The sequence below is a fragment of the Acinetobacter rudis genome (assembly GCF_031157835.1).
Taxonomy (GTDB): Bacteria; Pseudomonadota; Gammaproteobacteria; order Pseudomonadales; family Moraxellaceae; genus Acinetobacter; species Acinetobacter rudis_A.
Window position 1 is genome coordinate 84,250 of record NZ_JAVIDR010000010.1, and the last position, 20,946, is coordinate 105,195.

28 protein-coding genes and 1 tRNA gene are annotated in these 20,946 nt (G+C 33.6%); 11 read left to right on the plus strand and 18 right to left on the minus strand.

Going from position 1 to position 20,946, the window contains the following annotated elements; genetic code table 11:
• Positions 1 to 37 precede the first annotated feature (37 nt).
• From RFH42_RS10450 to RFH42_RS10460, 3 genes are all read right to left on the minus strand, one after another.
• Positions 38 to 1,333, minus strand: a complete 1,296-nt coding sequence (locus RFH42_RS10450; RefSeq protein ID WP_308975532.1) for a Y-family DNA polymerase — start codon at positions 1,331 to 1,333, stop codon at positions 38 to 40.
• Positions 1,330 to 1,896: a LexA family protein gene (locus tag RFH42_RS10455; protein WP_308975533.1), complete on the minus strand. Its 567-nt coding sequence runs from the start codon at positions 1,894 to 1,896 to the stop codon at positions 1,330 to 1,332. The genes RFH42_RS10450 and RFH42_RS10455 overlap by 4 nt, the downstream gene beginning before the upstream one ends.
• A 312-nt stretch (positions 1,897 to 2,208) precedes the next feature.
• On the minus strand, positions 2,209 to 4,143 hold the full coding sequence (locus tag RFH42_RS10460; protein ID WP_308975534.1) for a hypothetical protein: 1,935 nt from the start codon (positions 4,141 to 4,143) through the stop codon (positions 2,209 to 2,211).
• 271 nt (positions 4,144 to 4,414) lie between these two features.
• Between RFH42_RS10460 and RFH42_RS10465 the strand changes: the two genes are divergently transcribed.
• Positions 4,415 to 5,356 (plus strand): Dyp-type peroxidase, encoded by a 942-nt coding sequence (locus RFH42_RS10465; RefSeq protein WP_308975535.1) that lies wholly within the window; start codon positions 4,415 to 4,417, stop codon positions 5,354 to 5,356.
• Between the two features lie 294 nt (positions 5,357 to 5,650).
• Here RFH42_RS10465 and RFH42_RS10470 read toward each other — a convergent pair whose 3' ends face one another.
• The gene (locus RFH42_RS10470) at positions 5,651 to 6,610 is read right to left on the minus strand and encodes a HEAT repeat domain-containing protein (RefSeq protein WP_308975536.1); all 960 of its coding nucleotides are present in this window, start codon (positions 6,608 to 6,610) and stop codon (positions 5,651 to 5,653) included.
• Positions 6,611 to 7,006: 396 nt separating this feature from the next.
• Between RFH42_RS10470 and RFH42_RS10475 the strand changes: the two genes are divergently transcribed.
• Positions 7,007 to 7,261, plus strand: a complete 255-nt coding sequence (locus tag RFH42_RS10475) for a hypothetical protein (protein ID WP_308975537.1) — start codon at positions 7,007 to 7,009, stop codon at positions 7,259 to 7,261.
• An 860-nt stretch (positions 7,262 to 8,121) separates the two neighbouring features.
• Positions 8,122 to 8,718, plus strand: a complete 597-nt coding sequence (locus RFH42_RS10480) for a type 1 glutamine amidotransferase family protein (protein ID WP_308975538.1) — start codon at positions 8,122 to 8,124, stop codon at positions 8,716 to 8,718.
• Positions 8,719 to 8,889: 171 nt separating this feature from the next.
• Here the strand turns inward: RFH42_RS10480 and RFH42_RS10485 are convergent, their stop codons facing one another.
• The gene (locus RFH42_RS10485) at positions 8,890 to 9,315 is read right to left on the minus strand and encodes a hypothetical protein (protein ID WP_308975539.1); all 426 of its coding nucleotides are present in this window, start codon (positions 9,313 to 9,315) and stop codon (positions 8,890 to 8,892) included.
• A 100-nt stretch (positions 9,316 to 9,415) separates the two neighbouring features.
• Between RFH42_RS10485 and RFH42_RS10490 the strand changes: the two genes are divergently transcribed.
• Entirely contained in the window at positions 9,416 to 9,799 is a 384-nt protein-coding gene (locus tag RFH42_RS10490; RefSeq protein WP_308975540.1) for a MerR family transcriptional regulator, read from the plus strand.
• Between the two features lie 4 nt (positions 9,800 to 9,803).
• Positions 9,804 to 10,388 carry a hypothetical protein gene (locus tag RFH42_RS10495; RefSeq protein WP_308975541.1) on the plus strand — a complete coding sequence of 195 codons (585 nt, stop codon included), beginning with the start codon at positions 9,804 to 9,806 and terminating at the stop codon, positions 10,386 to 10,388.
• 156 nt (positions 10,389 to 10,544) lie between these two features.
• Here RFH42_RS10495 and RFH42_RS10500 read toward each other — a convergent pair whose 3' ends face one another.
• Positions 10,545 to 10,742, minus strand: a complete 198-nt coding sequence (locus tag RFH42_RS10500; protein ID WP_308975542.1) for a helix-turn-helix transcriptional regulator — start codon at positions 10,740 to 10,742, stop codon at positions 10,545 to 10,547.
• The gene (locus tag RFH42_RS10505; RefSeq protein ID WP_308975543.1) at positions 10,739 to 11,116 is read right to left on the minus strand and encodes a hypothetical protein; all 378 of its coding nucleotides are present in this window, start codon (positions 11,114 to 11,116) and stop codon (positions 10,739 to 10,741) included. Before RFH42_RS10505 ends, RFH42_RS10500 begins: the two co-directional genes overlap by 4 nt.
• Positions 11,117 to 11,189: 73 nt before the next feature.
• Between RFH42_RS10505 and RFH42_RS10510 the strand changes: the two genes are divergently transcribed.
• Positions 11,190 to 11,375, plus strand: a complete 186-nt coding sequence (locus RFH42_RS10510; protein ID WP_308975544.1) for a hypothetical protein — start codon at positions 11,190 to 11,192, stop codon at positions 11,373 to 11,375.
• A gap of 1,035 nt (positions 11,376 to 12,410) precedes the next feature.
• Here RFH42_RS10510 and RFH42_RS10515 read toward each other — a convergent pair.
• Both RFH42_RS10515 and RFH42_RS10520 read right to left on the minus strand, forming a co-directional pair.
• Complete coding sequence (locus tag RFH42_RS10515; RefSeq protein WP_308975563.1) at positions 12,411 to 12,884, minus strand: LexA family protein; 474 nt, start codon at positions 12,882 to 12,884, stop codon at positions 12,411 to 12,413.
• A gap of 225 nt (positions 12,885 to 13,109) precedes the next feature.
• A tRNA-Ile gene (locus tag RFH42_RS10520) sits at positions 13,110 to 13,186 on the minus strand.
• A 159-nt stretch (positions 13,187 to 13,345) separates the two neighbouring features.
• Here RFH42_RS10520 and RFH42_RS10525 point away from each other — a divergent pair.
• Positions 13,346 to 14,602: a tyrosine-type recombinase/integrase gene (locus RFH42_RS10525; RefSeq protein ID WP_308975545.1), complete on the plus strand. Its 1,257-nt coding sequence runs from the start codon at positions 13,346 to 13,348 to the stop codon at positions 14,600 to 14,602.
• A gap of 30 nt (positions 14,603 to 14,632) precedes the next feature.
• On the opposite strand, the gene RFH42_RS10530 is transcribed toward RFH42_RS10525, so the two are convergent.
• From RFH42_RS10530 to RFH42_RS10570, 9 genes are all read right to left on the minus strand, one after another.
• On the minus strand, positions 14,633 to 14,896 hold the full coding sequence (locus tag RFH42_RS10530) for a DNA-binding protein (RefSeq protein WP_308975546.1): 264 nt from the start codon (positions 14,894 to 14,896) through the stop codon (positions 14,633 to 14,635).
• Positions 14,897 to 15,313 carry a hypothetical protein gene (locus RFH42_RS10535; protein WP_308975547.1) on the minus strand — a complete coding sequence of 139 codons (417 nt, stop codon included), beginning with the start codon at positions 15,311 to 15,313 and terminating at the stop codon, positions 14,897 to 14,899.
• Positions 15,314 to 15,322: 9 nt separating this feature from the next.
• Positions 15,323 to 15,607, minus strand: a complete 285-nt coding sequence (locus RFH42_RS10540; protein ID WP_308975548.1) for a hypothetical protein — start codon at positions 15,605 to 15,607, stop codon at positions 15,323 to 15,325.
• Positions 15,607 to 15,864, minus strand: a complete 258-nt coding sequence (locus RFH42_RS10545; RefSeq protein ID WP_308975549.1) for a hypothetical protein — start codon at positions 15,862 to 15,864, stop codon at positions 15,607 to 15,609. Before RFH42_RS10545 ends, RFH42_RS10540 begins: the two co-directional genes overlap by 1 nt.
• A 2-nt stretch (positions 15,865 to 15,866) precedes the next feature.
• Positions 15,867 to 17,222, minus strand: a complete 1,356-nt coding sequence (locus RFH42_RS10550) for a hypothetical protein (RefSeq protein ID WP_308975550.1) — start codon at positions 17,220 to 17,222, stop codon at positions 15,867 to 15,869.
• A gap of 11 nt (positions 17,223 to 17,233) precedes the next feature.
• Entirely contained in the window at positions 17,234 to 17,956 is a 723-nt protein-coding gene (locus tag RFH42_RS10555; RefSeq protein WP_308975551.1) for a hypothetical protein, read from the minus strand.
• Positions 17,957 to 17,968: 12 nt separating this feature from the next.
• Positions 17,969 to 18,250, minus strand: a complete 282-nt coding sequence (locus tag RFH42_RS10560) for a hypothetical protein (protein ID WP_308975552.1) — start codon at positions 18,248 to 18,250, stop codon at positions 17,969 to 17,971.
• Complete coding sequence (locus tag RFH42_RS10565; protein ID WP_308975553.1) at positions 18,251 to 18,667, minus strand: hypothetical protein; 417 nt, start codon at positions 18,665 to 18,667, stop codon at positions 18,251 to 18,253.
• Between the two features lie 236 nt (positions 18,668 to 18,903).
• Entirely contained in the window at positions 18,904 to 19,587 is a 684-nt protein-coding gene (locus RFH42_RS10570; RefSeq protein ID WP_308975564.1) for a S24 family peptidase, read from the minus strand.
• Positions 19,588 to 19,713: 126 nt separating this feature from the next.
• On the opposite strand from RFH42_RS10570, the gene RFH42_RS10575 reads away from it, so the two are divergent.
• The 4 genes from RFH42_RS10575 to RFH42_RS10590 all read left to right on the plus strand — a co-directional run bounded on the left by RFH42_RS10575 (position 19,714) and on the right by RFH42_RS10590 (position 20,840).
• Positions 19,714 to 19,908, plus strand: coding sequence for a hypothetical protein (locus tag RFH42_RS10575; RefSeq protein WP_308975554.1), 195 nt, complete (start codon positions 19,714 to 19,716; stop codon positions 19,906 to 19,908).
• Positions 19,909 to 19,916: 8 nt separating this feature from the next.
• Positions 19,917 to 20,240, plus strand: a complete 324-nt coding sequence (locus RFH42_RS10580; protein WP_308975555.1) for an XRE family transcriptional regulator — start codon at positions 19,917 to 19,919, stop codon at positions 20,238 to 20,240.
• Between the two features lie 61 nt (positions 20,241 to 20,301).
• Complete coding sequence (locus tag RFH42_RS10585; protein WP_308975556.1) at positions 20,302 to 20,574, plus strand: hypothetical protein; 273 nt, start codon at positions 20,302 to 20,304, stop codon at positions 20,572 to 20,574.
• A complete protein-coding gene (locus RFH42_RS10590) occupies positions 20,571 to 20,840 on the plus strand; it encodes a hypothetical protein (RefSeq protein ID WP_308975557.1) in 270 nt (89 codons plus the stop codon). The genes RFH42_RS10585 and RFH42_RS10590 overlap by 4 nt, the downstream gene beginning before the upstream one ends.
• The last annotated feature ends 106 nt before the right edge of the window (positions 20,841 to 20,946 follow it).

Genomic DNA, 20,946 nt, shown 5'->3' on the forward strand with positions numbered 1-20,946 from the left:
TATTTTGTTCAATACTGTAAAATAAACTATATAAAGCTTAATTAACGACTAACATTCCATCCTTACTAAAATAATTTCGACTTAAATTAGCTCTATTCATGCTCCAAATTCTATCAGGAAGGTAACATGGGCCAATAGCCAACTTGGTATTGCCATATTTTTTATGTATTGCCTCATAAGCTAACATTAATTTTTCATTTTTTTTAGTATGATGGGTTTCAATCAGTAAATCAGGAGTGTATGAGTTTTTATCAATAAGATGATTAAAAATCACCCCGCACTTTTTAAATTGAATACCTTCTTTGTAGATGGATTCAAGTAGTTTGAGTGCTATTTTAATCAAGTCCATTAAATTGTCGGTAGGTTCAAATAGCGTGATGCTTTTTGACGCGTTATAAAAAGGAATATTAGGGTTAAATGGACTCGACTGGGCAAATACAATGACACAAAAACAAAGTGTTTGATTGGCTCGCATACGTCTTACACCATCTTGTACATATTTTGCTAAGGCTTCTTTGAGGTCATTCAATTCGGTAATTCTTTCACCAAATGATCGACTAGCAATAATTTGTTTTTTAGGTGCAGGTTCATCCTCAATTTCAATACATGATGTTCCTTGTAATTCCATGATGGTTCTAGCCATGACCACAGAAAATAGCTTTTTCATATAATAATGATCTGTGTAAACTAAGTCTAAAACAGAGCTGATCCCCATGTTTTTAAGTTTTTTAGCATGCTTCCTACCCACGCCCCAGACTTCACCTACATCTATATGTTGGTAGTAAAGTTCAGTTGAACAGGGGTCCATATCAACCAGATTGCATACACCATTTAGGTGTGTATTTTTTTTGGCAAGATAGTTTGCAATTTTGGCTTCCGTTTTACTTCTTCCAATACCCACACAAATCGGTAAGCCTAGCCATTTTAAAATACGTATTCGCATTTCTTGGGTATAGCTTGTTAAATCGAATGATTCATAAAATGTAGATAAATCTAAAAAACATTCATCGATGCTGTAAATCTCTTGATCATCAGGACCAACAAATTCCGCTAAAATCGAGTGAAAGCGCATAGACATTTCAGCATAAAGGGCATAATTACTTGATAAAACCTGCACATTGTATTTTTGTACAATTTCTTTGATATTAAAAAAAGGTACAGCCATCTTAATACCTAAATCTTTTGCTTCCTGAGATCTAGCAATTACACAACCGTCATTATTGGATAGTACAATGACGGGGATATTGTTGAGTTTTGGATTAAATACACGTTCACAGCTTACATAGCAGTTATTTACATCTATGAGGGCAAAGATTTTATTTTTTTGTTTCATCGGAAATTTTTTATGACACGTGTAACAACACCCCAAATAATGAGTTCTTGCCCATCATTAAAGTGTAAATCATCAAAGTCCGGATTTTCTGCTTTAAGCCAATATACACCAGCTTCAATCATTAAACGCTTAACAGTAAAGTCATTATCAATTACAGCAATCACAATATCACGATGCTTTGCTTCTAGGCTTCGGTCAACAATAAGTTCATCATTAACATCTAAACCAGCATTTATCATAGATAGAGAATTGACACGAACAATAAAGCTTGCATGAATATTACGAATTAAATGTTCATTGAGATCAAGTTTGTTATCAATATAATCTTGTGCGGGGGAAGGAAAGCCTGCCTGAATACGTTCTAAGGCTAATGGAATTTCAATTTGAGTCGTGGGTTCAATTTGTCGAATATTCATAACTTCCATGGTTTTTTTTGTTTTATGAAGGAATTCTTTAATTTCTAAAACACGTGACTCAGGTACACGTATAGTTTTCGTGGCTTCATTGTATTTAAACTTTCTACCTGCACCTTCACGTTTACCACCATGAGTGTTTTTGGGCATACCTATTACTCGAATATGTTGCAAAATCAAATTGTATGTTTATTGTTCATAGTAGTCAATCAAAAGATAGTTATGAGTTTAATTAAAAATGTCTTAAATAGGTAATAGATAAGTTAGAATTTGATAATGATTTTTAAAAATTGAATAGAGTCTCATTTGTTTTAATCAATTATATGGAATATAAAAACCCTATATTTAATATTGAACGATTAATTATAGGGTGAGAGTTTAGTATAAGGCTTATTATTGTATCTATCTGTATAAAGCTATAGATCGTAGATATTTTTAAATATCATCTTTTGTGGTCATATATTAATACTCTCTATTGGCTATCTCCATTTGTACTGCAATTTGATTATATGACCAGTTTTTATTGTAGCTAATATTACGTTTTTCAAAATATTTAATAATTGCCTCCTTAGTTTTTGGTCCAATTTTTCCATCTACAATAATTTCAGGATTATCATTTCTAAGAAAAGTTTGAATTCTACTTTTAGGGTCCATGATAAAATATGTGCGATCTGAAAATTGATTCATATCAACAAAGTATTTGGATCTACAAATAAGCTTTTCATTACTATAGTAGGAGTATGTGTTGTCACGTTGACAGTATTTATGCACTAATTGATTGGGTATAATGTAACTTGCTGATTTAAACAAAAAATTTAAGAGCGTAGGGCCAGCATGTGGTAACCATGTTTTATTGTATGCAGTATAGCCGTAGACGCCCATTATGATAACAAGAAATGAGCCAGCAAAAGCGGTAGTAAAAAAAGGTTCTTTATTTCTTATTTTTTGACGAAACTCAGTAGGGACATTTCGACTTTTATAAGTACATACAGCGACACTAAGAAGAAAGGTTACAATACTGTATAGACAGTAATATAGTAAAGTGAAAAATAGAAAAGAAATAATTCCGAGAATTAAACTCCAGACTCCATTAATAACGGATGTCTCAAACAGATATTCAATATATATACCTGCTGATATGAAGTAAATGAATGCAGCAATGCTCCAAACAATTCCGCTATATGCAGGTGATACTTTATCTAAAATAGCATTAATCCCATTCGATAATCGTTGGGCTGAAAGCTGAGTAATAAAATAAGAACATAGCTCTTGAATCATTGCCGTATGATCTTGTGATGTTGAAGTACGATGTTTCGCTACACCACGAAGAGAGCGTTCGAGTACAGGCTGTCCAGAAAACTCGTTAAAAAATTTTAGCGCTTTTTCTTTTGAAATCTTTTTTCCTGTATCTTGATATTGCTCAAGAGCAGTAATTTCTTCGATAAATAATTGATCAAATATTCCAGAGCGAATAAACGGCAATGGTGGGTTACTATAGCCAACTATATGGTGTTGAGTGGAACGTAAGTTAGCAAAAATTTCTGTGATAAAGCTATCACCATAATATGTAAACCTTTCATAAGATTGACCATTTGGCTCATAATTAAAACCATTAAAATATATTTGTTGATATAAATGTTCATGATTACATTCTGAAAGATAATCGATTAACTCTTGTGCATGTTTTTGGCAGTTAACACTATACTGATTATAAGGAATAGCAACTAAATAAGAGCTACGATAATAAGTAAAATAGCCATATCCAGAACAAGTCGAACATTGTTGGCGCCCAGAACCACTACAGTTGTAGCATGTAGTTCTTCCTCCGCCGTGGCAATGACCACATGATACATATCTTAAACGTTGTTCATAGTTCCTATTTGAATAATTATATTCCGTATAAGTTTCTTGGACTTGTCCTGTACCCCAGCAATGATTGCATTGTTTTTTCCCACTTCCTGTGCAATTTGAACAGTTATATTCACCATGTCCTCTACATTGATCACAATGATATTGATAAGAATGGGTAGGGTACTCATGAATTGTTTTATTTTGATTGTAAACTAACCCTCTAGATCCAGCATTTTTATAATCATTAATAAAATCTAAACGTCTAATCTTATTATTTGTAGCATCATCAACATGATTTTCGTGTATAGCTTCAAAATGGTTTAAGTCTTTACCGCTATGTACTGCCGCAGGCTTTCCTCCTGCAATCCACTCATTGTTCCATTTTAAAATAAAATTCCAATCTATCGTTACTGTCAGCTTGAAAGGAAAAACTGCTGAGTGATCAAGAGTAAGTTCTTTACCCTTAACATGATTTCCATGAATGATGTTCTGTACAGATGTCAATAAAATTTGAGGAAGTTCTTTTTCTAACTGCTCTTTCAACATTATATTAAGGGGGTAGCTTTAAAAATATTATAATCATTATATATTAACCAACATTTATCAATGGCTTAAATTTCCACTTTATTTTAAATTAAAATAATAAGTTAAGTTAAATTAATATAATTTTAATAATATTTTTAGATGAGTTGTATTGTTACGTGCATTTTTGTTTGGTATTAATGTTATATAAGTACAGGGACTATTCTGATTTTTAATCTATATGATATTTCCTAAAAATGAAAATAGCCAAATAACTTTAGAGAGCGTATCTTCTATGCAAAACATAAGAGTTCAACCTGTTGTCAATCCGCCAGGTGAGAATGCTGTATTTATTACTTTAACTATTAATAGTGATGTTGCTGCATTAGATACAATACGCAGCTTTGCTGGTAATTTCACAGCACTAATTAGAAGTCTTACGAAGCGATTTTTAAATAGTCACTTTAATGCCATTATGGGGTTTAGCTCAAGTGCTTGGGACCGACTTTTTCCTAATCAACCAAAGCCTAAGGAATTAGTTCCTTTTGAAGAAATCAGAGGTGAAAAACATACTGCGGTATCAACACCTGGCGATATCTTTTTTCATATACGTGCAGATAGTCAGGATGTTTGTTTTGAGCTTACATCGATAATCCATCAACAATTGAGCGATTGTACAACGACTATTGATGAAACCCATGGTTTCCGCTATTTAGATGGTCGTGCAATTATTGGTTTTGTTGATGGTACTGAAAATCCAGAAAGTATGATTGCCTCCGAATATGCCGTTATAGGAGATGAAGATCCAAACTTTAAATATGGAAGCTATGCTTTTTCCCAAAAGTACCTACATGACATGCAAAAGTGGCAAGCATTATCTACGGAAGAACAAGAAAAAGTAATTGGGCGTCGTAAATTTAATGATATGGAATTGGGAGATCATGAAAAGCCGGCTACTGCACATAACAATGTAAGCAAGGCCTATGATAAAGATGGCAATGAAATGAAAATTTTACGTGCTAATATTGCTTTTGCTCACCCTTTAAAAAATGAATATGGTACTTATTTTATTGGTTATGCACGTTCTTTTAGTGTGACAAAACAAATGCTCAAAAATATGTTTCTTGGTAATGAAGATGGCTATATAGATCATCTTTTAAATTTTAGTACGCCAATATCAGGAACGTTATTTTTTATACCGACTTATGATTTTCTTGATAGTCTGACTGCCGATTAACACATTATTATATTTGATTAAACTGTATTGGAAATATGGTTTTAAAACTAATATTTAACAATTTGAAGTTTAGGTAAATTAATTCTAGTAGTGGTGTGATTAATATGGGAGTAAAATCTCCCATTTAAAATTTTAATGAATTGTTTTTATTGAAAATTTATCTTTTTTCCATAAGAAGATCAATGGTGATCATTAATTTTGGATTTTTCTAAATTTAGTAAGTGAAAAGATTAAATACCATTCATATAGGTTTAAATAGCTTGCTTTAACTTAGCATTTTAACATCTCATCGACTTATCGATGAGATGTTAGGGAAAGTGATTGCTGTAAAGTATTTAGTGCCATTTTCCATTCATCACTCTGATTTAAAGAAAATCCATTTTGATCTAATGGTGGATTTTTAATAATAAAATCATATAACTTCTTTTTTGCTGTAAAATCTAATAGTTCAAGTGTGAGTGGGTTCGCCACAATATTTACATTAATAGCGGTTAAAACTTCATTTTTATCTTCTGTATTTTTTTGATTAAGTAACTTAATTATATTATCTATTTCTTTACCATTTAGAACTGTGGATGCTAAATACCCAGCCGTATTATGGCTAATTGAACTACTGTTCATTAATGATTGCACCATGTTATGTGTATCTTCTATAGAGGGATTTGTTGTGGCATAACAGCTTAGAATGACATCTTGAGTATTGGAAGATAATTGGGGATTTTGAAGTAAATTTCTAATTGCAGGGGCAATTTTTTTTCGTTGGGTGTCATTTTTAGATATGAATCTTTTTTGAATTAACTCTGAATCAGTTAGTATCATTGCATTATTTAATGCTCCAATAGTTGCTATTTGGACACTTTCATCTTCATGATTTAAAAAAGGCAGTATTTCTTCAATCACCTCAACAGGATTAAGTTGGCCTAAATTAACCATAATTTCACGAACAGCAATAGGATCATTTTTATTTTTTTCTAATAAATTGGAAAGTTCTATAATTTTTCTATCACGATTAAGTTGAAGGTTGGAATTGATATGAAAAAGAGAGTTGAGCCATTGCACGGTATTTGTATTGTCTACATATTTAACATCCATATCTACCTGATCTTTATTATTTATGATTTTTTGATTGGTGACTAAAAAATCATTTTTTACTTCTGTGGGTGTTGGGTTTTGGATTGATTTTGTAAGAATATAGCTTAAAGAACTAAGAATAAACAGACTAGCTAGAAATAAGACAAGTTTATTTTTTTGCATTTAAAATTACCTTTGGACTACTATGCTAGAGGAATATGACTTTGATTATATTAAGAATATGATGACATATTTATATTGTAATACTATTTGGAAAATATCCAAAATGTAGATAATGAGGATCAGATTTGCTGTGAGCTACCTGAGCTATAGATATTGATCTAGTTGGGATAAATATCATTTTATCAAGATATTAGATGATTATAAAATAAATTTAAATTTATTAAGATCTTAGTCTTGAAGTAAATATGAGTTGACTCTGTAACATTTAAAATAGTTTTGGACTGAATGAATAGAAATAAGATATTTATATATCAATATATTGAATTCAGATGACTTATATTAAGAATATGGTCATAATTATTTAGTATAATTACTCTAAAAGTTGGAGGTTGGCATATGAATAACAAGGCACTTTTAGAAAAATTAGAGCGCGCAGATAAAGAGCTTAAAAGATTACATGTTGAAGAAGAGCTTAGTCGACTACGCAATGAGAATGAACAATTATCTAAGACTGTAATTGATGCTACTGATAAAATTAAAGCGGCAGATGATACTGCTGAAAACTATCATAAAATGTTTGATCAATTACTGCATGTTATCAGGTCTAGATATGATGCAGATTTCAAAATTGAAGATTTATTAGCAAAATGAAGCTGAATTATAAACTTGACAGATTCTAAATTGCAGTCATATTTTTTGCATTATGGTTTGACTTTTTCGAATCACTGTAGCAAATGAAATTTAGATAATATTGTTAAGAAGGATTGAGAATTTAATTAAAATTGATATTAAATATGCACAAATTTGTTAAATGATTGAAAATGAAATTCGCTTTATTATTTTTTTTACTTATTTTTCCTTTAACAGTGTATGCATTTGAAGATACAGAGCAATATAGGCAATGTTTTGATTCGAATGAAAAGAAGCATCAAAGACCTTGTCTCGTATCTTACGGAACGAGTATTTATGGTACATACTTAGAGTTGAGTTTTAGCAATAGAACGTATCGTATTAAACAGTCTGCGAAGTGTAATAGAGGGGGCTGTGGCTTTGAGATGGGAGAAAACTTAGATAATCTTACTGGAGTACACATGTATTTTTTGAGTAGTGAACTTAATAAGGTAGATAAGAAATCTAAGGTAAAAACATGGACATGCTTTAAGAAAATTCATAGTAAACATAGAGTTTGTTTCAAATCTATTTAGTATTTAACCCACTTCAGTGAGTTTTTTAATGCACTATATTATTTTCACTCTAATCAATGTGTTTTATGCAGCGATTATTATAAGTCCTGACAATATTAACCTTTTAACTGGTTTTTATGGGCTAATTTTATCTGTAAATATGCTCTTTGCTAGAATTATGAGTAAATTATCAACTTTTTTTAAAAAAATTAGACGATACAATATAATGAGTATTTCATTTAACGCGCCATACTATGACCAATACAGTATCTAGGAAAATACAATTGGGTGGTTGCATAAACTCAATTTAAATAAGGTATGGGCAAAATGAAGCAAGCAGTAATTTTTATATTGGATGAATATGCAGATTGGGAAGCAAGTTACATTGCGAGTAGATTGAATGTAAATCCTGAATGGCAAATGAAAATAGCTTCACTGCAACAAGGAGTTTGTACATCTATTGGTGGATTTCGAACGCTTGTGGATTGTGACTTAGATGAAATTTCTCAAGAAAATGTGGATTTATTTATTTTAATTGGCGGAAATAGTTGGAACATAGAAAATAAGAAACTAAACAACTTAATTCACCAACTACTTGAACAAAATATTCTAGTGGCAGCCATATGTGGAGCCGTTGATTTTCTTGCGAGGCATGGACATTTAAAAGGATATAAACATACGGGCAATGCTTTAGATATTTGGAAGGATTATCAAGGCTATAAAAATCATAATGATTTTTTATTTCAACAAGTGGTGGTGGATAAAAATTTGATTACAGCAAATGGAACAGCAGCGATTGAATTTTCTGAAAATATATTGAAATTGTTAAACTTTTCTGCAAAAAATGAAATTGAAAAAGAGCATAGATTATTCTCAATAGGATATTACGCCTACGTTGAGAAATATGGAAATCCTTTTGCTTGAGTCACATTTTTTCATGGTAATAAATAATTATTAATTGTATGAGCCTAACCTTAATTTGACACAAATTGTGAAGAGGAGAGGTTGCTGATTTTGATTAAAGCTATTCTAAGTTTAATCACTAAAAGTCCTGATTTTTTAATCAAGACTTTTAGTGTGAAAGTAAATCTTTATTTACGACAAATCATTAATAGCTACTGAAGGAGTGGAGCTGAAATTTTTACGAATTTTATGATAACCATATGCTTGAATGATGAACCATAAAACCTCTAATACGGCAAAAAGTACAAGAACTGGGTGGGCTTGGTAAAAAACAATGTTGTAGAAAAACCAGGTTGAAAATAGAAGTCTACCTATTGAATCATAAAATCCATACAATGGTAGTGGTGAGCGAATTCTTAATATTGACCATACAATGACTATTGAACCGAATAGATTCACAAATAAAATATGTATTGGGTCAAAATGAGGGACTGGTGATATTGTATTTAATGTCTTATGTAGTACTAAAAATGTCCATGGTGTTAAAAATGGTAATGTAAAAATAAAATCATAAAGTGCAGATACCCTTACGATCTTCTGATATTGCATAATATTCATAGATATTCTCCAAGATAGAAATTTGTTTAACTAATGAAAAACTTATCCTAAACTTTGGAGTTAACTCTAAAGTCAATATTAATCTAGATCGGAGTCGGGTATGAATATTGGTGAATTAGCCAAAAAGTGTGAAGTATCAACTGATACAATACGTTATTACGAAAAAGAAGGGTTGATGCATAGCGTATTGCGCCAAGATAACGGGTATCGGCTATATTCTGAGATAGATGTTGCTCGACTTCAGTTCATTCGAACTGCAAAAAAACTTGGCTTTACATTAACTGAAATTCGTCTCTTTTTACCGGAAATTCAGGGAGGGCAGTTTTATAAGGGAGACTTAGAAAGTAAACTAAAACAAAAAATTATCCAAATTGATAAAAAAGTTAATGATCTACAAGCACTTAGGTTAAGTATAGTAGATATATTTCAGCTGCTTAAGTGTGGCTCTGATGCACCTCTAAATTTAAATAAATTAAGAGATTAAATTTATGAGTATGAGACCTAAACCTTGGATCGAAGATAGTGATCCCTTAAAACCCTATTATGGGAAATGGAGTAATCAAGAATATACTAATATTTCTCAGATATTTACTTTATGGATCAATCATCGTCCTTATCTTGATCCTTTAGTCATTTCTAAAAATAAAAAAGTAAATTTATTAGACTATTCAAATTATTACAACCAGCAATGTAGTCAAAGCCTATATAAGTTGTTATGTGAAACTTTAGAGCAAACAGATGGTTTTCTATATTGGATGCCTATAGATAATAATGAAAAAACTGCAAATGTCTTTGCAGCTTATTCTCCAGCAATGATTGCTAAGACTCCCATTGGAGTTGAGTATTTAGACTATACGTCTCGATCTTTCTTACAAATGCTAAATGGTAGTTATGTCATCATTGAAAATAACCAAAATTTTATAGCTTTGGTTGTTGATGGTTATTATATGCAAGTAGCATTAGATTCAAACCTCATTAATAGTCAATTTCAAAAATATATAAGGAATTGGAATGATATAGAAAAAAATCTCGATAAAATTACAGCACAATGCATTAATTTTGTGGTCACTTAATACAGTGATTAAATATTAAATACAGCGAATGTCAGGAGAAGCATAAGGCTATTGTGAGTACTTTCGAATAAGGGCCAGTTAAAAATTAAGAAAATATTCTTTAGTTTTGTATGGAAGAGTTAATGTGTAAAAAATTTTAGATTTAAAGTGAATGATCTAATTTGATTCATCTTGGAAGATAACCTCAATTGATAGGTTAAAAACTTTTGAAAGCTTAAATGCCAAGGGGAGACTTGGGTCATAACGACCTTTCTCAATAGCATTTACAGTTTGACGAGAGACATGTAATAGCTCAGCAAGTTGCTGCTGTGACCATCCTTGTTTAGCTCTTAACTCAGAAATAATATTTTTCATCTATATCGCCAAATCCCAATTGCAACACCTACACCCCATAAAGTTGCCATTACAGGCCATACCATAAAAATAGGAAAGTGAGGAAATCCAATATTTTCTAAAAAACCATAGCTAAAAGTAGTTAATGCTGTTCCTGTGAATGCAAAAGCAAGTGCATATAACTGAATTTGGCGCTGTAATTCATCTAATTGAGTGATAAGTCTAATAACACTCATAACAGTAAGCAAGCAGGGTATTACTGGTAATAAAGTAACAATAATTTGGAAAGTGTAATCAATATTATCTTTCTTAAGATAGGCTAAGGATAATGTAAGTACTATAAAATATAGTATTAGGCTTATAGCTATTTCTAACGGATAACGAAAATTTTTCATATGATTTATATGTCAAGGAAACTTTACATACACTAGTTTGTTTTGCATTTAATGTAAAGGAAACTTTACATTTTTGAAGACTTCTATTTATACAGCCAAAAGCCGTATGTCCACAGCTCCCCGTGAGACCATTATTAAGTACGTCAATACCAGCTCAGACATACTCAAAGAGTGCATCGCTGAATATCGAGAAATGGCAGAAGCAGCTGATGGACACGCAGTTGATGTCGGACGATTAAGTGATGGATGGCCTGAGTAGATTTTTATAAAGAAAAGCCTTACTCAATGGAATAAGGCTTTTAAAACCAACTGTATGATTTTAAATAATTGAATATTATAAATTTATAATATAAGTATAATATGAACTTAGTTTTAAGTGAACATAAGTTAAATTCAGGAAAGCTTAAATAGATATTATTTGGTATTATTGATAATTATTCTTACTTATAATTTTTTGATGAAAATATTAAACAAACTCCTTAGTCTTGAATTAGCAATTGGTTCTTCATTAAGTCAGAAGACTAATTTAATTCTCTCTTTTTTATTTGCTTTAATTTTTACAGGAATTGCTCTTTCTATTGAGAATAAAACTTACATATGTATTTTTGCAGGAATGCTACTTTTTTGGCAAAGATACGTTGTTTTAAGATTAAGAAATAAAGAGCTAAAGTAAATGAAATTAGTAAAAAATATTCCTTACCCTGATTTGCAGCAATTAGAATCAGGGCAGGCTCGAAATCGTGTGATTTGAGCCATATTCAGCATATCAAGAAAGAATTGCAGCAGTCTATTCTAGCTTTGAATCAGATACGTTTAGTCGAGAGCAGGTAATATTGGGAAGAATTTAGAAGGGATAGATCATCCATTATTTGGTCTAGGATCAATCTTTTCTAAAAGAAAATACAAAAAAATTATAAAATAGGTTGAAAAAAATACTTTTATAAAGATATGTCTTAAACTTTCTTCAAAAAATATGGGATAGGCTATTCTTATAGAAAAAGCAAAAAATAGTGAAAAAGACATAAAAATTAAAATGAAAAATAATTTTGAAAACATGATGTGGTTTTGAGAGGTATGTTCTTTATTAAAAAAACCCAAAAAAAAGCTTGTTATTTTTTTTGTGAAAAAAATAGAGGACAGTGAGGAAAATATACCATAAATAAAACTAAACAATAGTACATTAAACATTTAATAATCCTGCTTTATAAATAATTCAATTTTGGTACACCATTACTAAATTATGAAGTACCAAAACAATATAATTTATTTCTTTATTACCACCAAGTATTGTTATCTATGTGATTTTGGAAATTTGAGCTACGGTCTGAATGGATCTGTATAAAGTGAAATCATTATCAACCAATGCAATAACCACATCGCGATGCTTAGCTTCAAGACTTCGATCAACAATCAATTCGTCATTAACATCTAAGCCAGCATTAATCATGGAAAGGGAATTAACGCGAACAATAAAGGTGGCATTTACATTACGGATTAAGTGTTCATTCAAATCTAGTTTCTTATCAATATAATCCTGAGCAGGAGAAGGGAAGCCTGCTTGAATACGCTCAGATGCTAAGGGTATTTCAATTTGAGTAACTGGATCAACTTGGCGAATATCTGAAATCTCAGTCGATTTCTTTCGTTTGTTAAGAAAGTCTCGTATTTCTAAAATACTGGATTCAGGAACACGAATAGTTTTGGTGGCTTCATCATATTTTTGTTTTCTGCCAGCACCTTCACGTTTGCCACCATGGGTGTTTTTCATCATTGTTACTCGAAATTGTTACGCAATCAAATTGTATATTTATTAGTCACCTGTTTCAATGAAATTATATTTATAGGCTTTAATGAAACTTGGATACTATTGGAATGAAAGATTAAGGCTTTAATAGATTTTTTAGCACTTATTTCGTTTGCTTACATAGTGCTTACATGGAGAGCAGAAACAAAAAAGGACTTTCCGCATTTTAACGTAAGTCCTTGATATATATGGTGGGCCCACCGTGACTTGAACACGGGACCAACGGATTATGAGTCCGCTGCTCTAACCAACTGAGCTATAGGCCCTTATTGCATGAAAGCATTTAATATCAATGCCTTTAGTGCGAAGCAATACTAACTAATATTTAATAAAGTATCAAGTATTTTCTTCAAGTAGACGCATAGTAGACTGTAGAAAATAGTGTGATATATTGTCATGTATCGCAATACGTAGTGATTCTATATATGTCAGCCCAAAGAGTAAAGCTCACAAAGTCATTTATTGATCAACTGGAATTAACCCCTGCGATCTATAGAGACAGTGACTTAATTGGATTTGCTGTACGTGTAAATAACTCATATAAGACATATATAGTTGAAAAAAAAGTCTTAGGCCGTGCTGTACGGTCTACTTTGGGTCTACACGGAAATATCACCCTTGCTCAAGCTAGGGAAATGGCACGTGAAAGACTTCTAGAGATGTCAAAGGGGATTAATCCTAATGATGCGAAGAGACAGAAAATTTCCGATAATGAACAGCAATTAAATGCCAAGAAACAAAAACCAACGGTTAAAGAAGCATTTGATAACTACATGGTGCATAAAACACTTAAACCTAAAACAGTTAGTGATTATACGATAGTCATTGATAAGTATTTTGATGACTGGCATAGCATTAAGTTGGATGAAGTTTCTCGGAAAATGATTCAAGAGAAGCATCAATTACTTTCAGAAAGCTCTAAAGCTCAAGCAAATATGGCTATGCGTGTATTTCGGGCTGTGTATAATTTTTCAATAGAACATTATTTAGATCATGATGATCAACCAATTCTAATCCCATATAACCCTGTAAAGACATTAAGTGCAAAAAAAGCATGGAATAAAATTAAAAGAAGAAAGACGTATATTAATGAAGACCAGATACCTGATTGGATTAATGCAATTTTTACTTATGAGGATCGTGGGCAATCACTAGAAACCAATAGGGACTTTTTGCTTACTTTGGTTTTAACAGGATTTAGGCGAGAGGAGTGTGAGACGTTATCCTGGGGAAATATAGATTTGAAATATGGAACCATTACATCTCTAGACACTAAAAATGGGGAATCACACACATTGCCAATGGGGGATTTTCTTCTTGCGTTAATGAAAAAGAGAAGACGTCAAATTCATGGTGAGTGGGTCTTTCCATCGGCAAAATCAGCATCTGGTCACATTGTAAATATTTCAAAGGTTAGATCCAAGATTAACGCTATCTGTAAAATCAGATTTACATTCCATGATCTTCGCAGAACATTCGGATCTGTTGCTGAAAACCTAGATTATGGACATTACACAATTAAAAGATTGCTTAATCATAAGAATGATGATGATTCAGGCGATGTAACATCAGGATATATTCAAATCAGCGATAAGAAGTTACGTGAAGCAATGAATTTAATTGAGGACACTATATTAGGTGAACATAAGGCTATCCATATTGCACAAATGGAAAGCCAATAATATGCCCACACAGTGGTGGGCAGGTGCAACTTAAGCTGTATGAGATAAGCGGTTGTCATTTACATAGTTAATGACATCGCATTTTTTATATAAAACCATTTTAGATGTTGGTTTAAAGAAAGGTATACCGTTTCCCTCACACCGTTTTTTCTGTAACCATGGTAATGAGAAGCCATAAACTAAAGCTAATGCTTCTGGTGGAAAATCCGCATCATCAGGAGCGTTACGGAAGTCATTAATTAGACGAGATTTTTCATCGTCAGTCATGCGATCTAATTTTGTTAATCTTGACATCTATTTACCCTCCGCAGCTTCGATCATGGTTTTATAGTCAACCTTAAATTTATTTGCCATGTTCTTGCAGTAATTAAGGCGTACCTTTTCAAACTCAAAAGTATTTAAATCACTATACTGAAACAACAGGAGTGTTTTATTTACTTCCCATTGATTCAAGGCTAGATTGTCTGCAGCGCCGTCACTCAATTCTTTCGGCACCAAAACAAAACCTTTTGGTGCGACTTGGGCAACATGCTGCCAAATTTCCCATTTTTCCTGCATTTCAGCGCAATAGTATTTACCTTCATTGCTATCACAGTCACCAATTCGTGCAGGATCGTATTTTTGAAAAAGGACTTTCTTGCTAGCAAAAGGTCTTTTTTGAAATTCAAATTCCTCAAAAGCCTCACGACCATGTTCTTTCTGAATATTCATCACACCACCTCACTGAGCAATATCATAATTAACAACATCTATTCCAAGCTCTCGCTCTATGCACTCCATTTCATGCGAGTAAAAGTGTGTAAGCAGGGCATGCGTGTTTAATAAAACAGATTCAACACCTTTTTTATTTAATGCTTGGTTTCTGCAAAATAGAGCATCCGCATCTGTGAAAAATTCAACAACACCAATTTGATAATGTTTACCAGCAATGATGATGTGTGTTTCTTCAGCTGCATCAGTTAGGGTAATTAAGGCAAATGGTTTTTGATTTTTAAATTTAGACATCACTTCACCCCAACTAACTTAATATCAAAGTTAAATCGATATTGTTTGGCTAAAGCCTCTATCCAATCCTTACCGTTCTTCAACCACAGTTTTAAAAACAGATTCCAACGCTTTTTAAGTGATTGGTTAAAAGACCCATCAAAATTAAGCTGTAGAGTAGGAGAACCATCACGAACATATGAAACACCTTGTTTAGTTTCCACTGGTTGATAACCATCATTCAGCAGGAAAACTACGAATGCTTTTTGAGATTTCATCTTTAACTGTTCTCCAACTCAAAGCGGCGTTTTACAACTTCTGCCATTAATACTTTTTGCATATCAGGGGCACGTGAACTCACATCAATTTCAAGTGCATCAAGCTCTGTTAAATCTTGGGCATTTTGAATGTCACGCATGAGAGAAGGTGCTGGATCCGTAACGCTATCTTTATTCAATTCAGTTAGGCGTTTGCTGATTGCTCTATGTAGTGGTGCAAGTTGCGCCTCAGTCCAGCCCTTTGTATATCTGATTTGTGCATTTGCTTCTGCTGGTGTTTCAGCAATTGATGCTCGATACATTAGATTTTCAAGCTTTTCATTGTACTCAGCATTAACAATATCTTTTTTACGAAGATCACCCAATTTAAGAAGGTCTGCTTTATCTTCTTGTGTTAAATCTTTATTTTTATTAATTGAGCTTATGACATTTTCAACGGTTAAAACATTTTGAGACCTGGATAGTTCAGTCTGAAAGGAAGCTTTTAAGGCCTTTGATTTAACCTGATTTTCAGTTAATGCTTCTTCTGCAGCTAAAGTTAGATCTTTAAGTTTATCTATATCGAGACTTTCAGAAGCTTTAAGCTTTTGTGACTTTTGCTCATAAGCAGTCATTACTGTATGACCAGATTCACCATGTAACTTTTTAAGCTCAGGTAATAGGGCTTCTAAATCTTCAATTTTTTCAGCTGCAGCAATTCGATCACGTAAAGACTTTTCAGTCTTCATGTCAGCTTTTACAGAATCAAATGAAACGATATTGTCTTCACTGGCAGTCGTCTTACCAACGGCAGTAATTTGAATATTGCTTTGAGATGTCTTTTCCACAACATCATTTGATGTTGAGTTATGGGCATCTGTCTCTACAACAGTAGTGGTTTCCTTTTTAACCCTTGGTTTGCGTGTCGATTTTGGTTTTTCATCACCAGTCATGTATGAGTTAAAATCAACGGTTTGATGTGTAATATCATGGGTAACACCAAGCATCGAATGTATAGCTTTCATTTGCTTTTCAGCATTATCTGCATCGCGTTGTACAAAGCCATTTTGAATACACAAAATTAAATCAGCATATTCAGGGATAAACTTACCTTGAGTAATCTTTCCTGTATTGCTTACCAAGAAGATTTCTTGATCCTTTACCACTTCATCCAGCGCCAAAGGCTTAGTAAAAGTAATACCAGCCACTTCAATAGTTTCAATCTTGATGCAGAATTCATAACCAGGCTTAGCAAAGATAGTTGCAGGGAATTGATCAAGATCGTCAAAGTCCATCAATTCACCTACAGCACGGCAAAGCACATGCTTGCCGGCTACAACTGCGTTAAATGCTTCTTGAGCAGAAATTAGATTTTGCATTAACTATTTCCTCAATGACGTACTTGGCTACTGGCTTGGTTTTGATTTTGGTTTACTGGTGGGGTAGACCAACCCATCTGATCTGCACGAGCGTTACATGCTCGTTGGATGGCAGCAGCATATTGAGTAGGTCCAAATGTACTAATCGCCTTATTTAAAGTGTCTATCTTTTTAGCCGAAGCAATTGCTTTAAGGGCATCTTGATAGCGTTGAGCTATGGGCTTTTCTTGATTAGCAACTGGTTGTTGTACTTGTTGCTGATTTCCTTGGTTATGATGTTCAGCAGCATATTCTCGATACTTACAGTCATCCCAAAGTCCTGAGAAGATATCACCAGCAAAGCCCAAGAAACTCATTGCTTTAACCATGGCATCTGTTACGGATTTTTTAGGAGCATCTTCATCATATGAGAGACCACTTTTTGTTTTATACATAGCTTTGGTGCCACCCATGTGCTCAGTTGAACACTTAACCCCATCTTTCATATACCAGAAAATGACAGTAGCCCAATGCATGATGTTTTCAGCATCAAGTTGCTGATACCCTTGAGCTTTAACCTCAATTCCCCAACCTTGACCACAAGGGCCGAATTGCTCAGTAGCTCGCTGTACAAGCCAATACGGTTGTGGTGAATTGCCTTTATATTGCTTTCCAGTAATTGGTTTTACTTTGCTAGGATCTGTAATACTCAACTCAGACCATAATTTCATGTTTGGGTTGTTTGAATTAACCATTTGAGCTCACTCCTACGCAAAGAAACGATTTTGTTTACGACGTCTAGATTCAATTGCAGAGCGCGCATTAGATGCAGCATTTCTGCGAATAGCTTGAAAAATATTGCTTCGAATCCAAGGGTATTTGGCATGAACTTCATCAGAAACTAGGCTTAGCTTTTTGTTAAAACCTAATTTGAAAATTTGATGATTTTCATCCATGACATAAGTAACAGGGTGATCTTTACCAAGACTAACCATATGGCGGTTTTCATCATCTCGACCGCGGTGCATAGCGAAAAATAGTTGAGCCATTTACACGCCCTCCACTAAATGATGCTGCAAGATATAACCAACGATCATTGCGTTGATTTGCTGGTGGTCATTTGCATTTGTGAAGTCACGGAACTCTGTGCCATCAAGAGTTCTGATCTTAATTTCTTTAAGTTCTGAGACTTCAACGTTAGTGAACTCAGTACCATGAGAGCCATAGCTATCAGGTACAGTTATATAGTCGAAATCAACATTTAGAATGAAGTCATCAAGCGTGATGATCGCCGTGCCAGTTGTAGGGCTAGTTAGCTTTAATGACTCAAGGCCATAAGTTGAAGGTGTATAAGCCGAGATAGCAGGAGCACTGACTTGCTGATTAACCTTACCGCTGTAAATGAAAAGAGCTGTAGTTGGCAGCGCAAGGGCTAAAACAACCATGCTAAACGGTCTGCGTAACATAAGACCTATAGTACTGGGATTGATTGATGGGTTTTTTACGTTCATAATTCACCTGTTGTTGAGAAAAAAGCACATTTGATTTGACCGTCGGGTGTGCTTTTTTGTTGTTCGGTGAGTTGATAGTAAACACCATGTTTACTAATGTCAATATTTTATGTTTATTTTGTTTGCTTTAATGTTTTTCCACAAATTAAAAAAGGCCGCTATTAGCGGCCTAGTTTTCATTTTGTTTACTTTTATGGTAAAGGGTTTTGCACATTAAATGCGTAAGCTACGACACTAAATTCTTGATCTCTCATATCTTCAAATGTAAGCACCTCTTCTGGATACTCTTCTTTATTTGCACTAACAATGCGAACTCCACCTTTAGGCATTCTGTATAGGTATTTAAATTTAAACAATCCACCATGGCTTATCGCATAAATACGACCATCAATTATACTGGTTTTACCCATATCAACAAATACAGTAGCTCCATTATTGATCACAGGCGCCATGGAATCACCAAATGCTGTTAAAGCATAGGCATTTGATTCGTAAACCCCATATTTACGCAGGGTTGATTTGCTTAGCCGTAGCTTTCTTGTTTCTTTACCTACAATTTCTACGAGGCTGCCATTACCACATGAGATTAGAGTATCTTTATAAAATGGAATCTCAACATCTTCGTCATCAAGGTCAGTATCATCTGTCCAACTATCAACCTTTGCAACTTCAATTTTCTGATTATCATCATGCCCACTAAGTATCCAGTTTGCAGATACTCCAAAAAGAGCAGCACCCTTTAGGGCTCCTGATTTAGATACACCTCTACGCTTCCAGTTAGTAATAGTTTGGGGGAGTTCATCTAATTTTCGCGCTAATTCTTCCTGATTTAATCCACCGCTAACTTTGAGCAGTCTCTCTAGTGACGCATGCATTTCCATAACTCTGTTTAGATATCCTGAATATTATCTCAAAAGTAAACAAACTGTGTTAAACATGATGATTGACACAAGAAAACACAGTGTTTACTATGTGTTAAACATTTGTTTACTGGGGTTAATATGTCTGTAGCAAAAGATAAAGAAATAATCTTAGCTCTTGGTGGCTCAACCAAGGTGGCTGAATTATTAGGTTTTAAGAATAAACAACGTGTCCAGAATTGGACTACTAGGGGCATTCCAGCAGGAATAAAGCTGAAATATCCTCATTTATTTTTAAATCCAAATATTCATAACAGTAAATTTACTGCGGCCTAGGAATAACCATGAGTAGAGTATCTATTGAATTGTCTGCAAGCGCACGCAATAACGAATCGTTGATATTGCATGCGCTTGATTCAAGTAGTCAAAAAATAATTGCAGAGTCACTTGGTGTGGATGCAAGTACTGTATCCAGAATGAAGACTGATAAAAGAGATAACAATAACTTAACGCAGGTTGAGTTTATAAGTGCATTTATAGATGCACTCCGATTGAAGATTGTTCCTGAGAACGATGTTTATTGCTCACCAGAAATTGCGGAAGCAACAAGAGTGATGTTAGCTCACGCCTTTACATCACCTGAATACATGAGAATTTTATTCAAATAAAAACCGCTTTTCACTGGCATGAAAAGCGGTCAGTAATTCATTAATTTTAGGACCAATGAATATGCAATCAAATATACCAAAACAGCCCACACTAGGCAATCAACAAGACACCACTGATCAGGATTATGCGATTGGTGATGTGGTTGTCTATGTGGATGGAATCATAGCCTCATTCTCACTTCAAACAATTGAAGCCTACCAACCAAATGATCATTACTGGCTGGCAGGTGGACAATTGGTTCATGTAAGCCATATCCGTCCAGCCACTACAGCCGAACTTAAAGCCAAACGTCGCCTTTCTGAAACTGAGCAATCATTAGCGGAGGTTTCATGAGCGCAGATAAACAAAGTATCCAGTCTTTCTTTGAGCCTGCTTTGCAGGTTCTTAATCAATTACACGACCACAAGCGTAAAAACTTACGCTCTAAGGGTTATGACGAAAATAATGCAGCAGCTACACGTGAAGAATTTTCACAAGCCATGGCACAGCGTTTTCGTATCAATCAATGGTTAGCAGGGCAGATCGTTACTGGTTTGGTTAATGCTGGTTTAGTTCAAGCATTTGGCGGGTATGTTAAGCCTAAGGTGGTGACAGTATGAGTTTATTTAGTACTGGTCACGATGTTGTGGATCAGGTTGGTAGTGTCCATCTAGAGGGCAATATTTTGCCTACAAATTGGTTTAGCACTTTCGTTTTGGATAGTGG

Excerpts from the sequence above, each read along its gene's own strand:
- RFH42_RS10575 (WP_308975554.1), top strand. The coding sequence starts at position 19,714 with ATGTCTGTAGCAAAAGATAAAGAAATAATCTTAGCTCTTGGTGGCTCA.
- RFH42_RS10465 (WP_308975535.1), top strand. The coding sequence starts at position 4,415 with ATGCAAAACATAAGAGTTCAACCTGTTGTCAATCCGCCAGGTGAGAAT.
- RFH42_RS10540 (WP_308975548.1), bottom strand. The coding sequence starts at position 15,607 with ATGTCTAAATTTAAAAATCAAAAACCATTTGCCTTAATTACCCTAACT.
- RFH42_RS10460 (WP_308975534.1), bottom strand. The coding sequence starts at position 4,143 with ATGTTGAAAGAGCAGTTAGAAAAAGAACTTCCTCAAATTTTATTGACA.
- RFH42_RS10570 (WP_308975564.1), bottom strand. The coding sequence starts at position 19,587 with ATGCATGCGTCACTAGAGAGACTGCTCAAAGTTAGCGGTGGATTAAAT.
- RFH42_RS10515 (WP_308975563.1), bottom strand. The coding sequence starts at position 12,884 with ATGAAAAACACCCATGGTGGCAAACGTGAAGGTGCTGGCAGAAAACAA.
- RFH42_RS10500 (WP_308975542.1), bottom strand. The coding sequence starts at position 10,742 with ATGAAAAATATTATTTCTGAGTTAAGAGCTAAACAAGGATGGTCACAG.
- RFH42_RS10555 (WP_308975551.1), bottom strand. The coding sequence starts at position 17,956 with ATGGTTAATTCAAACAACCCAAACATGAAATTATGGTCTGAGTTGAGT.
- RFH42_RS10580 (WP_308975555.1), top strand. The coding sequence starts at position 19,917 with ATGAGTAGAGTATCTATTGAATTGTCTGCAAGCGCACGCAATAACGAA.
- RFH42_RS10475 (WP_308975537.1), top strand. The coding sequence starts at position 7,007 with ATGAATAACAAGGCACTTTTAGAAAAATTAGAGCGCGCAGATAAAGAG.
- RFH42_RS10565 (WP_308975553.1), bottom strand. The coding sequence starts at position 18,667 with ATGTTACGCAGACCGTTTAGCATGGTTGTTTTAGCCCTTGCGCTGCCA.
- RFH42_RS10550 (WP_308975550.1), bottom strand. The coding sequence starts at position 17,222 with ATGCAAAATCTAATTTCTGCTCAAGAAGCATTTAACGCAGTTGTAGCC.
- RFH42_RS10590 (WP_308975557.1), top strand. The coding sequence starts at position 20,571 with ATGAGCGCAGATAAACAAAGTATCCAGTCTTTCTTTGAGCCTGCTTTG.
- RFH42_RS10450 (WP_308975532.1), bottom strand. The coding sequence starts at position 1,333 with ATGAAACAAAAAAATAAAATCTTTGCCCTCATAGATGTAAATAACTGC.
- RFH42_RS10525 (WP_308975545.1), top strand. The coding sequence starts at position 13,346 with ATGTCAGCCCAAAGAGTAAAGCTCACAAAGTCATTTATTGATCAACTG.
- RFH42_RS10485 (WP_308975539.1), bottom strand. The coding sequence starts at position 9,315 with ATGAATATTATGCAATATCAGAAGATCGTAAGGGTATCTGCACTTTAT.
- RFH42_RS10505 (WP_308975543.1), bottom strand. The coding sequence starts at position 11,116 with ATGAAAAATTTTCGTTATCCGTTAGAAATAGCTATAAGCCTAATACTA.
- RFH42_RS10455 (WP_308975533.1), bottom strand. The coding sequence starts at position 1,896 with ATGCCCAAAAACACTCATGGTGGTAAACGTGAAGGTGCAGGTAGAAAG.
- RFH42_RS10560 (WP_308975552.1), bottom strand. The coding sequence starts at position 18,250 with ATGGCTCAACTATTTTTCGCTATGCACCGCGGTCGAGATGATGAAAAC.
- RFH42_RS10545 (WP_308975549.1), bottom strand. The coding sequence starts at position 15,864 with ATGAAATCTCAAAAAGCATTCGTAGTTTTCCTGCTGAATGATGGTTAT.
- RFH42_RS10585 (WP_308975556.1), top strand. The coding sequence starts at position 20,302 with ATGCAATCAAATATACCAAAACAGCCCACACTAGGCAATCAACAAGAC.
- RFH42_RS10530 (WP_308975546.1), bottom strand. The coding sequence starts at position 14,896 with ATGTCAAGATTAACAAAATTAGATCGCATGACTGACGATGAAAAATCT.
- RFH42_RS10495 (WP_308975541.1), top strand. The coding sequence starts at position 9,804 with ATGAGTATGAGACCTAAACCTTGGATCGAAGATAGTGATCCCTTAAAA.
- RFH42_RS10535 (WP_308975547.1), bottom strand. The coding sequence starts at position 15,313 with ATGAATATTCAGAAAGAACATGGTCGTGAGGCTTTTGAGGAATTTGAA.
- RFH42_RS10490 (WP_308975540.1), top strand. The coding sequence starts at position 9,416 with ATGAATATTGGTGAATTAGCCAAAAAGTGTGAAGTATCAACTGATACA.
- RFH42_RS10470 (WP_308975536.1), bottom strand. The coding sequence starts at position 6,610 with ATGCAAAAAAATAAACTTGTCTTATTTCTAGCTAGTCTGTTTATTCTT.
- RFH42_RS10480 (WP_308975538.1), top strand. The coding sequence starts at position 8,122 with ATGAAGCAAGCAGTAATTTTTATATTGGATGAATATGCAGATTGGGAA.